This window comes from Clostridium pasteurianum BC1 (assembly GCF_000389635.1).
Classification (GTDB): domain Bacteria; phylum Bacillota; class Clostridia; order Clostridiales; family Clostridiaceae; genus Clostridium_I; species Clostridium_I pasteurianum_A.
This window is the reverse complement of sequence record NC_021182.1, coordinates 2758493-2772313: the sequence shown is the minus strand read 5'-3', so window position 1 is coordinate 2772313 and position 13821 is coordinate 2758493. Positions and strand designations below refer to the sequence as shown.

General features: G+C 28.1%; 15 protein-coding genes and 1 pseudogene. 12 read left to right on the top strand and 4 right to left on the bottom strand.

The window, feature by feature from the left end:
- Positions 1 to 9: 9 nt before the first annotated feature.
- From CLOPA_RS13080 to CLOPA_RS13055, 7 genes are all read left to right on the top strand, one after another.
- Entirely contained in the window at positions 10 to 1047 is a 1038-nt protein-coding gene (locus CLOPA_RS13080) for a hypothetical protein (protein WP_015615915.1), read from the top strand.
- A 23-nt stretch (positions 1048 to 1070) separates the two neighbouring features.
- On the top strand, positions 1071 to 1745 hold the full coding sequence (locus CLOPA_RS13075; protein ID WP_015615914.1) for a gp53-like domain-containing protein: 675 nt from the start codon (positions 1071 to 1073) through the stop codon (positions 1743 to 1745).
- A gap of 84 nt (positions 1746 to 1829) precedes the next feature.
- The gene (locus CLOPA_RS13070) at positions 1830 to 4487 is read left to right on the top strand and encodes a BppU family phage baseplate upper protein (RefSeq protein ID WP_015615913.1); all 2658 of its coding nucleotides are present in this window, start codon (positions 1830 to 1832) and stop codon (positions 4485 to 4487) included.
- 74 nt (positions 4488 to 4561) lie between these two features.
- A complete protein-coding gene (locus tag CLOPA_RS13065) occupies positions 4562 to 4786 on the top strand; it encodes a hemolysin XhlA family protein (protein ID WP_015615912.1) in 225 nt (74 codons plus the stop codon).
- 19 nt (positions 4787 to 4805) lie between these two features.
- Positions 4806 to 5645: a GH25 family lysozyme gene (locus CLOPA_RS13060; protein ID WP_015615911.1), complete on the top strand. Its 840-nt coding sequence runs from the start codon at positions 4806 to 4808 to the stop codon at positions 5643 to 5645.
- Positions 5646 to 5656: 11 nt separating this feature from the next.
- Positions 5657 to 5800: a hypothetical protein gene (locus CLOPA_RS25640; RefSeq protein ID WP_015615910.1), complete on the top strand. Its 144-nt coding sequence runs from the start codon at positions 5657 to 5659 to the stop codon at positions 5798 to 5800.
- A 15-nt stretch (positions 5801 to 5815) separates the two neighbouring features.
- Positions 5816 to 6016, top strand: coding sequence for a bacteriophage holin (locus CLOPA_RS13055; protein WP_015615909.1), 201 nt, complete (start codon positions 5816 to 5818; stop codon positions 6014 to 6016).
- 120 nt (positions 6017 to 6136) lie between these two features.
- Here the strand turns inward: CLOPA_RS13055 and CLOPA_RS13050 are convergent, their stop codons facing one another.
- Positions 6137 to 7231: a GerAB/ArcD/ProY family transporter gene (locus tag CLOPA_RS13050; protein WP_015615908.1), complete on the bottom strand. Its 1095-nt coding sequence runs from the start codon at positions 7229 to 7231 to the stop codon at positions 6137 to 6139.
- 356 nt (positions 7232 to 7587) lie between these two features.
- On the opposite strand from CLOPA_RS13050, the pseudogene CLOPA_RS24425 reads away from it, so the two are divergent.
- From CLOPA_RS24425 to CLOPA_RS13040, 3 genes and pseudogenes are all read left to right on the top strand, one after another.
- A pseudogene (locus CLOPA_RS24425) lies at positions 7588 to 7719 on the top strand (sporulation initiation factor Spo0A C-terminal domain-containing protein); the annotation flags it as partial.
- Positions 7720 to 7844: 125 nt separating this feature from the next.
- A complete protein-coding gene (locus CLOPA_RS13045; RefSeq protein WP_015615907.1) occupies positions 7845 to 8852 on the top strand; it encodes a tyrosine-type recombinase/integrase in 1008 nt (335 codons plus the stop codon).
- Positions 8852 to 9304 carry a helix-turn-helix domain-containing protein gene (locus tag CLOPA_RS13040; protein WP_015615906.1) on the top strand — a complete coding sequence of 151 codons (453 nt, stop codon included), beginning with the start codon at positions 8852 to 8854 and terminating at the stop codon, positions 9302 to 9304. The genes CLOPA_RS13045 and CLOPA_RS13040 overlap by 1 nt, the downstream gene beginning before the upstream one ends.
- A 403-nt stretch (positions 9305 to 9707) precedes the next feature.
- Here the strand turns inward: CLOPA_RS13040 and CLOPA_RS25135 are convergent, their stop codons facing one another.
- The gene (locus tag CLOPA_RS25135) at positions 9708 to 9848 is read right to left on the bottom strand and encodes a hypothetical protein (RefSeq protein ID WP_015615905.1); all 141 of its coding nucleotides are present in this window, start codon (positions 9846 to 9848) and stop codon (positions 9708 to 9710) included.
- 583 nt (positions 9849 to 10431) lie between these two features.
- Positions 10432 to 10575: a hypothetical protein gene (locus tag CLOPA_RS25130; protein ID WP_015615904.1), complete on the bottom strand. Its 144-nt coding sequence runs from the start codon at positions 10573 to 10575 to the stop codon at positions 10432 to 10434.
- A 788-nt stretch (positions 10576 to 11363) separates the two neighbouring features.
- Here CLOPA_RS25130 and CLOPA_RS13035 point away from each other — a divergent pair.
- Positions 11364 to 11972, top strand: a complete 609-nt coding sequence (locus CLOPA_RS13035) for a type I restriction enzyme HsdR N-terminal domain-containing protein (protein ID WP_015615903.1) — start codon at positions 11364 to 11366, stop codon at positions 11970 to 11972.
- A 146-nt stretch (positions 11973 to 12118) separates the two neighbouring features.
- Here CLOPA_RS13035 and CLOPA_RS13030 read toward each other — a convergent pair.
- Positions 12119 to 13287 (bottom strand): IS3 family transposase gene (locus CLOPA_RS13030; RefSeq protein WP_278245982.1). Its coding sequence is split into 2 segments (ribosomal slippage): positions 12119 to 13023 and positions 13023 to 13287, totalling 1170 coding nucleotides; the frame shifts between segments, so codons are not numbered across the junction.
- 98 nt (positions 13288 to 13385) lie between these two features.
- Between CLOPA_RS13030 and CLOPA_RS13020 the strand changes: the two genes are divergently transcribed.
- Positions 13386 to 13703 carry a hypothetical protein gene (locus CLOPA_RS13020; RefSeq protein WP_015615902.1) on the top strand — a complete coding sequence of 106 codons (318 nt, stop codon included), beginning with the start codon at positions 13386 to 13388 and terminating at the stop codon, positions 13701 to 13703.
- Positions 13704 to 13821 lie beyond the last annotated feature (118 nt).

Below are 13821 nucleotides of genomic sequence, written 5' to 3'. Positions count from 1 at the left end.
GGGTATTTCATGAAAATAATAAGAATTTTTAATAAAGACCATGTAATTTTGGACGAACTATCGGAGTACAGTAATTTAACCTATACATGGACTCTTAATGGCTTAGGTTCAAGTGAATTTGATATTCCTTTATCGTCTTCTAAATCTAATGAGGTAAATCTACGTTTTAAAAACCATATTGAGATAATAGACGAGAATAACTCTATAACATGGGGTGGAATTATTACGGATAGAGAATTTCAGGATAATAAGATACATGTTAGTTGTTACGGTTATTTAGGTTTGTTATGGAAACATAGAATGCGAGCAACAACCTATCCAAATATGAGTTATGGAAGTTTGTTGCAACAAATGATAATTGATACAAATACGATAAGTCTCAGTGGTGTGTCTATAGGAAATATCGAAAATGGATCACTCTATACTCAAAGAAGTTTTACAAATAATGATATGCTTTTAGATAAGGTAAATGAAATTATAGGTGATACTAATAATAATATAGAGGTGGACAATAATAGAAATTTTAACTTTTATTTACATAAAGGTAGTGATAAATCTTATTATACATTGCAGTATGGCACTCAAGGTGCGGATAATATATTAGTTGCACCAACACTGCATACAAGTATCTTAAATTCTGGTAATAGCATTTATAGTGAATGTACTGTAGATTCCAATACATTAACATCTACGGCACAAGACCAAACTAGCATTGATACTTATGGACTTATAGAAGATGCATATTCTGCACCTAATAATATAACAGACCAGTCGACACTTAATAATGTTGTAAATGGAGTTTTACAACGAGAGGCATACCCAATTAATAATATTACTCTTAGCATTAAAGATAGTGCGTTGTGCCCATACAATAATGTTTTTGTGGGTGATACTGTAAATGTTTACTTGAGACCTTACTGGGAATTTGAGCAAAAATCAAGAATTTTAGAAATAAAACATAATGAATCTAATGGACTTAGAGAAATAACAGTTGGTGGTAGCATTTTTAGAAATGCAAAACCACAAATAAAATTATATAGTAAATAAATCGAAACGGGAGGTAATAATATATGACAATTAAAGTTAACTTTAAACCAGGCGGAAGCTATGACCAGACCGACCTAATTAACCAATTTATGAGCCTGTTCTCAGATGGTGTAAATCAAGGATTACAAGTAGTAGAATGTTCACCCGCCAGTCTAAATGTAAATGTAGCGTCAGGAAGTTTAATGTGCAGTGGATATTTCTTTTATAATGATGCAACAGTAACAGTGCCTATACAAACTAATACCAGTGGGTATACTAGGATAGATACTTTATGTGTAAGTATAACCGATGAGAATTTTACAGTAGTACAAGGCATACCCTCATCATCTCCCGTAGCACCTACAATTAGCGATAGTATGTTATTCCCACTAGCAAACATTACTATAGGAAATAATGTGTCAGTACTAAATAATAATACCATTCAAATAGTAAGTCCTCCTAATGAATTTAGAATTGGAGGACTTACTTTTAAGTTTGGGAAAAGTCCATTCAACACTAATCCAACAGGACAAGCAACTGCGAATGTTACATTTGATACGCCATTCAGCAATGGTTGTAAATATGTTTTAGCCATTGACAATGGTGGGGCAGCTTACAGTTATGGAACTACGGGTTATTCTAAAACTGGGTTTACATGGTGGGCGTCTGTATCTAACACTTTGACAGTCGCACCAATTTATTTAGCAATTGGATATTAAAAATATTAACTAATTAAGCACTCTAATTATAGGGTGTTTTTTTAATACATAAAAATAAAAATTTAAAACAGGAGGTAATACATAATGACAGCAATTCCTTATAATATAACCTTAGATTTAAAAGGAAATAATTCAAAAATTGAACAAATTAGAGCCACAGTTGGTGATAGTAAATCAATTCAACTTAATATAAGTGTAATAGTCGATACAATACCATTCGATTTGACAGATCATACAGCAAAAATTACATTCACAAAAGCAGATGATACTGATGTAGTTGATGATTTAGTTATAGATGGTGACCCAGTAAATGGTAAACTTTCATACATAGTTAAAAATCAAGCCTTTTCTTACCCAGGTCAAATAAAGACAGAAATCGAAATATTTGACGCCATAGATGGTAGAATATCAAGTAACAGTTTTTGTTTCACCGCTAGAACAGGACAACTTGAGGGCACTACGATTGTGAGTTCTGACGAATTCCCAATGCTAACACAGGCTTTAGCTGAGGTTACAGATTTTGCAAATTATAGAACAGAATTAACTAATGCTAGACAAGGTTATTCAGATTTACAAGCTAACTTAACAAATAAAGATGCTAGATTAGACCATTTAGGTTTTGACTTTCTTCAACAAGGTGGAGTAGCCGATGGTGTAACAGACAACAGAGCATTATTACAAAGTTTAATGGATACTCTTCAAACTATGGGTGGAGGGAATATCTATATTCCAGATGGCACATATTATTTTAGCCAAAGTGGGTCAAATGAATGGTCTATACAAAGTCATTCAAATGTTAATGTATATGGTGCTGGAATAGGGAAAACAGTACTAAAAATTGGAGGAAATGATGATCATTATTCATTGTTTTGGTATAAACCTACAGTTATGGATGGGACACAATATATCAGTAATGTAACTTATAAAGATTTTACTGTAGATGGTTATGATGTATCTTTAGTTGTTTATACACATCAAAGTAAAGCCTTCTATTTCCAAGCAGTAAAAAATTCTATATTTGAAAATCTTGAATTAAAAGGATTGCCATCTACAGCGTTAGGGGTTGACTTTTTAGAAAATGTCCATATTACTAAAATTCATTGTATAGATTGTGGACGTTTATGGGAAGAAAATTGGACAGATGGTGGAACAAAACCAGCTCAATTAGCACCAGGAGGAGCAGGTATAGGTATCGGGACAGGATTCTTTGCAGATGAAAACTTTACTATTTCAGATTGCGTATGCACAAATAGTGGTCATTATGGCATATTCTTGGAACATCAAGCTTTGTTTGATTCAAGCACATATACACAGCCAGCAAAAGGTGTAGTAATTTCTAATTGTATAACTAAAAACGGAAGATTTGGTGGAATTGGTATTAGAGGTGGTTCTAATATTTCAATAGTGGGCTGTCAGTCTTTTGGTAATAAACATGGTATGTATTTTGATTGTGGAGATGGAACTCATTCAGGCACAATACAATTTAAAAATGTAAATGTATCTAATTGTAGTATGACTGATAATACAAACTACGGATATTATTTGGCTGGAAATATTACTTCTGAAAACTTTACAATTGATAGTAATATAATTAGTAACAATGGAGCAGAGGGTTTAGTTCTAGGACGAAATGGTACTGGGGGATATACTAATTTTGGTACTACTGTTTCAAATAACACTATAAGACATAACACATTAGATGGTATTTATATAGATAATAATACTATTTATGAAGAAATTGAATTAAAAAATAACAAAATATCATATAGTGGTGGCAATGGCATAAATGACGTTAGTAATCAAATTCGACATGGAAGATTTATAGGTAATTTTCTGCTTAATAATACTGGTAGTGGAATACAATTAACTAATCAAAAGACACATCTTGAAATAAAAAATAATTATGCTAGAGATAATCAAGGCACAAAAACCCAACAATATGGATTAAGTTATACTAGTGGTAGTGGTGGTTTAGGTTATTCTACAATTGCTAATAATGACTTTAGAAGAAATGGAACAAAGTCTATAAGTATTGTTGACTCTGCAATCGGTTCTACATCTTATATAAGGGATAATTTAACAGATGATACTGGAATGTTAAATATGGGAACCAATACTTATGTTTCATTCCCATCAAGTTTAGCTAACTTTAGTGGTGTTAGTTCTATAACTATAGAAATGAAATTTAGGCTTGTTGTAGGTATAATAGGCGGTGTAGAAGTTTTCCATATGATAGTAAGTCATACTGAAGATACTCAACCAACTAATCCAAAAGGTTGGGATTTACATGTTAGAAATACAGGAGTTTTAGTATTTGACGTAAGACAATCTACGGGAAGTACGTTACTGCAAAGAATTGGAACTACTGTATTAACTACAGGAGTAACTTACGATTTAGTACTTACTATAAATGGTACAAGCACCACAATTACTTTAAATGGCGTAAATGAAACATTTTCATCCAGTACAGGAACAGATGCTGATATATTAACTGCAATGCAAAATAATAATACTACTTTTCCAGTTTATTTAAAAGGTAGATATTACAATGGGACTGATAAAACAGGCGGAGCAGCAAGAATAGGAATGTTTAATATGACTACTGTTACAGGTGGAGTTACAACTAACTATACGTTTGCATTTGATAACTATGGTATAAACAAAACTATATATGATACAAATATAGGTGCGGTAACAGGTAGTTGTATTGGTGGTGTTAAACAAATAGATAATGTTTTATAATAAATATTAAATTCAAAGGATTTAGATTAATTTCTAAGTCCTTTTTTTATGTAAAAAATTACAGGAGGTGTTTTATGAATAACGAAATCGTAGAAATAAAAATTCAAGAACATGATAAAAAAATTAAAGAACACGATACAAAAATAAATAACTTAGAAAAATGTGATATTAAACATGATGATAATATAAATCAGCTTTGTGAAAAAATTGATAATTTAATTTCTCAAAACAACAAATGGCTTTATTTATGTCTTACAGGCATGGCAGGACTATTAGTAAAATTATTATTCTTTAAATAATTTATGGGAGATGATTTAAATGAAAGGAATAGATATTAGTCCATATCAAGGCAATATAAATTTCCAGGCAGCAAAAAATTCAGGTATAGAAATAGTATACATAAAAAGTACTGAAGGCAGAACATGGCAATCAGAAACTTTTAGAAATTATTACAATCAGGCTATAAATTGTGGCTTAAAAGTTGGTGTATACCATTTCTTAAGAGCCAATGCAATGATTGACGAGGTAAATAACTTACTTAGTATGATTAGTGGATTACATTTTGATTGTAAAATTGCTATAGATTGCGAGGTAATTTTAGGTCAATCCAAACAGCAGATAACATCAAATATAAGACAATTTCACGATATATTAAAAAGTAAAGGATATGATTCAGTTTTATATACATATTCTTCATTTTTACAAGATAATATAGATTATTCTCAACTTACAGATGTTGAAATTTGGATTGCAAATTATGGACATAATCCAAGCGTTACTAATCAGATAGGTTGGCAGTATTCAGAAACTGGAAGTGTAAATGGAATCTCAGGAAATTGTGATTTAGATGATTTTTCAGAAGGTATATTGATAGGTGGATCAAATGCACCGCAAGCAATAAATATAAATAACATACAAGGGAGTGTTACTATGAATCCAATAAAACAAGGGGAAAATAGTGGACGAGTAAGATTATTACAATCAATACTAAGTGTTTTAATAGGTGGTATTACAATTGATGGAGCATTTGGTCAACAGACTTATAGTGCTGTAATTAAATATCAACAAATAATGCATTTAGTAGCAGATGGAGTAGTTGGGATAAACACAATTACAACTTTATTATCAGATATCCAGCACAACTGGTTTAAGGCATAGGAGATGATTTTATGGTAGAAATAATTTTAGGTGTTTCTATCTTTTTTAATATAATTTTATACTATAAAAAACAGCATTATATTAATCAAGTAATAGAAGCACAAAGGTCATTACAAGAAAAAGAATTAGAGTGCAATTTATATAAAAATAAATAAAGGGGTAATGTAAAAATGAATAAACAAATATTAATTAAAAATCTTAAATCTAAAATATTCTGGACAGCTATTGGAGCATTTGTATTATACTTATTACATAGTGCTGGTGTTGGAGTTGTAGATGCACAATATAATGAAATAATTAATGCTGTATTACAATTATTAGTGTTAATGGGGATATTAAATGCTCCACAGTTAGATACAGAAGTAAAATAAATACATAAGGGGTGTAGCCAGAAATGGTTATACCCCTTATTTTTCGACTTTTTAATTGTCATGTTTTTATAGTACGAAATTAAAAAGATTTGACTTTGGTATCTTTAAAAATTAATAAAGCTATGCTCTTATCAATTTTTTTAAATAATAAATTATAAGAGATATTAATGGAATTATAAAAACAATAGGTAGAAAAATATATGGTAATGCAAAATTCCAACCAATATTTATATGCTCCGGATTATTTCTTGCTATTATTAGTGAAGTAATAAATATTAATGTACCCAATATAATGCACAACAAACCCCAATTTTTAAGTTTAAATACTTGTGAAATTCCTAGTGCTGATACATACATCAGCACAGATATTTTAAAAAATCCACCTAACATTAAAATAACTATAAATATTATATCTAATCTATTTAAAAAATCTCCAATATGTACCAATCTGAGAGTTTGAAGTAAAGGATAATTACTTGAAACGGCAAACTCATATCCTAAAGTTACTATAAATAAAATATTATTCAATGCTAGAAATATACCCTCTAAAATTGATGTAAAAATCACAGTTTTCTTTAATTTACTTTTTTGCATTAGAAAAGGATATAGCATAATCATAGTTATAAACTCACCATAGGGAAACATAGAAAGTTTCCATCCTTTTGAAACCAGTGGTATGAAACCTCCGTGTAAAATCGGTAATAAATTGTAAAATTTAAAAACGCCCTCATCAGTTATAGATAATAATATAAAAACAAGAATAATGGAAAATATCATAATTATAAAACCTAATTGTGCCATGTTTCCTATATTTTCAATACCCTTATAAACACTATATGTAATAACAATCATAAAAACTGCTGCTATAATGTACATAGGCGTTCTTATCAGTGCAAAAGAAGTTGGAAGTTCAATAAAATCTCTTAAATCTCTGGCAGCATCATATGCAAAAAAACTTATATATGCAATACTTAATATAAAGCCAATATATTTTCCATATATTTTAGGTAAATACGTTACTATAGAATCTTCAGGATATTTATTAAAAAGGCTTATATATATCATTTGAATAATTATAGAAACTAATGAATAAAAAAGCATTGCAATCCAGATGTCATTTTTAGTATCCGGAGTTACAAAAAATAAACTGGCAGTTCCATAAGGTACTAAAAACATTATTGCTAGAAATTGATATGATGTTATTTTTTCTTTCATATTATGATCCTCTTAAACTTTTTATTGTTATTATTTGCAAAAAATTTTATTTTATTAAATTTTATAGGGTGTCACAAAAATGTGATATCCTTATTTTTTCTTAGGTGTCCGAAATTTTGAACCACCTTTATTTTTTAGAGTATTTAAGATATGTATATAAAAAATATCTAAATTAAATATTGTAAAAAGTAAAGATTAGAAATAAGTACTTGCAATATGATTTAGTAGAGTTATAATATATGTATAAACAGTTTGAAAATACACCTATAAAATAAAGAAAATTTATAGGTATTTATTATAGAATTTAATATGCACATAATAATATTCTTAAGTCTGTAAAGTGTTGATATAACTGGCTTGATACTATAAATAAATTATTTGGCTATACAATACATAACGCAAAAGGTAAGCCAACTAATTCGGAATTTATTGCAATGATAGCAGATAAGCTTAGACTTAAGAACAGAGTTAAGAATGTTGCTCAGTAAATGGTTTAGCGGTAGTTTGGGTTATATCAATAGAGCAACTAATTGATTTTTAGACCGACTAATATTTATTTAAAAATAAGGATAACTTTCAATATTCATTGGTGTGATTATTGGAGGTTATTTTTATGAACAAAGATGTAAAAAAATATAGTTTAGATTACAAAATTGATGATTTTATGATTTGGTGTCAACAGAAAGATTTAAGAATAAAAACTATCACATCGTATGAATCATGTCTCAGATTATTTGCTAGATATATGAAAGACGAACATGGTATTGATAATATTAATGAAATAAAAGAACAACATATTAGAGAATATATTAAGTATACTAAAGAAAGAGGAAAGTATACTTTTGTTTCGGACAAAAATTCTTTACGTATAAATTATCCAGAAAATAGAAAAGACTACAATTCAAAAATTTCAGTAACAACTATAAATAATTACATTAGAAACCTGAAAGTATTTTTTAATTATATGGAAGAAGAGTATAATTTAAAAAATAATCCTATGAAAAAAATAAGACAATTTAAAAATAGTAGGAAGCCTAAAGAAGCAATTACAGATGCAGAACTTAAAAGATTACTTCAAAACATTGACACAACTAAATTTCATGAATATCGAGATTATATTATTATCCAATTGCTAATTGATACAGGCATGAGACTTAATGAATGTTTATTATTAGAGATAGAAAACCTTGATTTAGATAGAAGGGCTATTTTAATTCCGCAGGATATAACAAAAGGTAGAAAAGATAGATATGTATTTTTCTCCAGGAGTATGGGAACTCAATTAAAGAGATGGATTCAATATAAAGACAGATATATAGAATCGGAGTTACTATTTTGTACTAAACATAATACAAGATTAAGTGTATCAAATTTTGAAAAGAATTTTAGAGGATATTGTGGAAGAGCAGGATTAAAGAACGTAACAGCACATTGTCTTCGTAATAATTTTGAAAGAAATTTTCTTATTAATGGTGGCAGTATTCATATTTTGTCAAAATTACTTGGACATAGCAGTGTCACCGTAACTGAACAGGCATACGCAGACCTTTCAGACGAAGATATAAGAAAGGCATATAATAAGATAAGTCCTATTGAGAGAATAAAAGGGGGTAGAAAATAATGACTAATTTTACCCTTATTGATAATGATGATATTATATCTAATATTACTGATGGAGCATTTAGAACATATACATTAATTAAATCCATGTGCTATGGGCAAAAAATTGAATGTTACCCTTCTCAAAAATATTTAGCTGAAAAACTTAATAGAAGTATAAGGACTATACAGAGATATATTATAGAACTCGTTAAAGCCAAGATGATTAAAATTAAGCGACGTGGCTCTATAAGCAATGTTTACACAGTAATGAGCAAAGTTACATCTACAGTAAAAGAAGCTGTAAATAAGGCTAAGAAGGCTTATGATAATCATTTTAAAAAGAAAAAAGATTATGCTGATATTAAGAAAACTAAATTTAATGATTATGAGCAGAGAAATTATAACTATGAAAATTTAGAGCAAATGTTATTGGGTAACATGGAATATGATCCTCAAAAATTACTAGAATAAGGAAATAAGAAAAAGACCTATTACAGCTGGCAGGCTCTAATAAGTCCTCAAAATAAATAGGAAAAATAAATATTTAACAAATATATTTTAACCTATATTTTTTAAAAATAAAAGTACCTAGGGTTTATTTCCTATACAATTTTTTAAAAATAATAATATATAGGTTTATTTGTGTTGTAAAAATATTGTTATTTGTATTTTATAATTATATTAGGAAGGACAAATTATCCGTCTAACTTAGATATAATTGTAAAATAGAGGTAACAATATTTGTTTTTTTATATTTTATAGCAAAAATGTCGTATTAGAAATGTCAATAGTATAACTTTTAAGGTGACAGCATTGATATACAAATAAATAATAGCTTGAGAAATAATTATATATAATATTATATCTAACGTAATTAATAGTGTTCACGTTTATACTGTTTACATTCTAATTTACAAAAATCATTAAGTGCTTTTGTATATTTGTTATCTAATAAATCTGAAACCACAAATCCTAAAGATATAACCATAATATTTATAAAAATGATTATTAACATTAAACTCACCTCCAATACATTTATTTGTATCACCTCATATTAATTGTAACATGAAACAGTTGTAAATTACAACAATTGGTGTATAAATATTTGTATTATGGTGAATGGGCAAGATGGCTTGAAGAGAAAGCTAATTTTAAATAAATTGACTCAACTTCAAGGTTGCTTAATATTCCCAAACATTAAATGGCTTTGGAACATAAGTCAAGTGATTAATTTAGTGTTTTATAAAAATATGATATTATTTAAAATAACATTACTTTTTAGTATTCTAGATTGATATATATATAAAATTTTATTGTAAATTATAAAAAATTTTTGTTTACATGTATAAAATTTTTACTAACATGATATAATGTTAATATACGATAGAAACTATGGTGAGATATCACCTACTAGGGAAGTGACGATTCCTTATATTTTAAAGTAAAATTAAAAAGAGGAATTACCCCATAGAGTGCGAATCTATGGGGTAACCCTTTTTTTGTGTTTAATATGCTGATGGTAGTATTTTAGCTCTATATATTCCTTTATTTGACGTATAAAGGTTATGTTGGTTCAACATATTCTAAACACATATTCTTTAATTAAAATACTTTGCTAAGCTTAATCCAATAACTAAAAATAGCATTGCAACTTTGAGATACTTCATTCTCTCTATGCTATTTTCTGCATATTCACCTATTTGGATTAAGCCTAAAATTACAGCTACTCCGATAAAAACCATTAGGAGATATTCACCCCCTTTTCATAGAACTTACTACCATTATTTATTATAACATTCACATATATAATTAAACATATATAGATGTCTTATGATTTAACTACCAAAAAAATTTTTTTATAATAATAATGAAGATTTCGCTATTATAGTGGATTGTAATAATTAATTTGTTAATAATTAAGTATAATTTTTATTAAAATAAAAAATATTAAAAATGGAAAATTTTTAATATTTTATGATTATTTAGATATTGTGATATACACCACCTATTTTGAATATTTTTACCACTACTACAAGGATGATCATAAGGTGGAATTACATTTAAAACATCAATAACTTTTCTTGTTATCGTTTTTATCGAAAGCGAATTTTAAATTTCTAAAATCAATATCGTGAAAAAACAATATATCAAAAAGCTAATGTAGCATTAATATGGGAAGAAATTGAAGAAAAAATAAGTAAACCCTATGTGTGGACATAGGGTTTACTAAAAAAGGGGTACCATTTAGCACTTTTGATCTATGCATATTATACGTTATTATGTAGAAAATGTAAAGAAATTATTGTAAATTTTTTTGTCTAAAATACTTATATTATTAATAGAATTTAATTTTATATTAAAGAAGAAATTTAATTCCACAGCCCCATGAAGTAAATGGACATACTAATACAGTTGATGAGATGAAGAATTTTACATATTGTAATAAAAAATTTCACAATAAAATTGTAAAATAATTGAAAATAATATATAATAAATATATGGTAAAATTTGTAAATGCGGGAGTGGTTTTATGTATGAATGCCAAATGAGTGACTTGAAGGAAAAGAGAGAAAGGTTAATGGTTCAAAATGAAAAAACTGTACAAAATATTATTGTAACTAAATTCTTAGAGATTCTAGGTTATAATGATGAATGGTATATTTACGAGAATGATCTTTATAATTCTAAACTTTATAGTGATATATCGATATGTATAGATAGAAATAAGTCACTATTATTAATTGTTGAGGTTAAAAATAGTAATATCTCTATAAACGATGATGAACTAGAACAATTATCAAGATATATGAATGCTAAAAAAGCTGAATGGGGAATAATTACAAATGGTAATGATTTTATATTATATAATAATGATATAGATGGTAATATTGATGAAAGAGTTGTTTGGAAATATAATTTGTCAAATAATAAAAATATTCAATATGTTCGCTATTTTAGTTATGAATATATATTCAAAAAAAAGGTTAGTAATTTTTTTAAATATATAAGACAATTTGAGGTTTATTTTTTGGAAAATAATAAAGCTTCTTCATTAAAAGGTTATAAAGGTACTTTATATTATTTTTTTGATTTTCTTGCAACTAATAAATTAAGTACATTTTATTCTGGAGTGTTCTGAATAAAATAGACACATAGAATGTACGATTTTCTTTGAAATTCTTGGTATTTTATAATAGACACTTCCAATGTAAATCATTTTAACTAATGCAAATATAAGTAAGTAAAATTATATAGATATCTATCTGTAAAAACACATTACTAAAATTATGCAGCATCTTTTAATTTTAGGTAATAATCTCTTTTATATTCTTTAGGTGACTTATATTCTAATGTTGAATGCAATCTTCTTGAGTTATAAAATAATTCTATATATTCAACTACTGCTATTTTAGCTTCATCTCTGGTTTTAAAGCTACGTCCATATAGCTTATCTTTCTTCAGAGAAGAGAAAAAAGATTCAGCACAGGCATTGTCATAACAACATCCTTTAGCACTCATACTTTGAACAAAATCATTATTTTTTAACATATCTTGATAATCATAGGAGGCATACTGGACACCTCTGTCAGAGTGAAATATCAATCCTTCCTTAGGATGTTCTTTATTAATAGCAGAGTTAAATGCATCAATAACTAATTTTCTAGTCATAGTAGCATCCATGGACCATCCAACTATTTCTCTATTAAATAAATCTACGACAGTAGCAAGATAGAGCCATCCTTCATGCGTATCTATATAAGTTATATCACCTACATAGACTTTATTTGGTTTATCAACTGTAAAATCTTGTTTTAACAAATTAGGAGCTACATTAAAATTATGATTTGAATAAGTAGTTGCCTTGTATTTTCTTTTAAGTTTACTAAATATATGATTTTGCTTCATCAATCTGCAAACTCTATTTTTTCCACAGGCTACGCCTTCTTTATTTAATTGTGCTGTAATTCGGCGAAAGCCGTAGGTACCTCCTGATTCTCTGTGAATTCTTCTTATTTCTATAGCAAGCATAGAATCTTCTTTTTTCCTGCGAGGTTGTGGTCTTTTTAACCAAGCATAGTAAGAGCTCCTTTTAATATCTAATACATTACACATCTTCTCCACGTGAAATTTGGAGCTGTGATCTTTTATGAACTTGTATCTTATTTCACGGGCTTTGTGAAGATGGTTATAGCTTTTTTTAATATAGCGTTTTCTTCTTCGAGGTCTGCCATTTTCTTTTTCATTCGTCTTATTTCTTCATCTTCCGGTCTTAATTTACCCTTACCAGGAAAAGCGTCTTCTCCATGAATTCCATATTGCTTTATCCATCTTCTAACTGAAACCTCACTAACACCTATGTCTTTTGCTACTTGAGTTACTTTCTTTCCTTGTTCTGTAACAAGCTTAATTATTTCTTTTTTATACTCTACTGAAAATTCTCTCTTGTTTCCCATTTCATCGGCACATCCTTCCTTATGCACTTATTATACATACTTTTCTATGTGTCTATCAAATAGGATATACTCCAGTTCATGGATTTAGTAATAATTATATGTACAAGTATTGTGATGGACATACATATAAATCAGAGCCATATAAGCAATGGATAAAGTATTTTCCTTGTGGACAAGTACCAGAAATTGATTATTGGGAAGATGTAGATTTCGATAAATCAATAGAATTATTTATTAACTATGTTGCTAAAGCCAATGTTGATATAAGAAATTTAGATAAGAGTTTCATAGATATGATATTTAATAATATCTATGAAGTTGATGATAATATTGTTGAATCTATACATAGTCAACGTGTTGGTGTGGCTGACACATGGCAAGAAGGTAAAATTAGTTTCTTTATAAGAAATAAATAATTACATAGCATGTCTAGGATATGCAGATTATACATATTCTCGTTGTGGCCCACTGGGTTCCAACGAGGAATTAACACATATAGAATTATTAAGGGGTAACACAAGTTTGTTGCCCTTA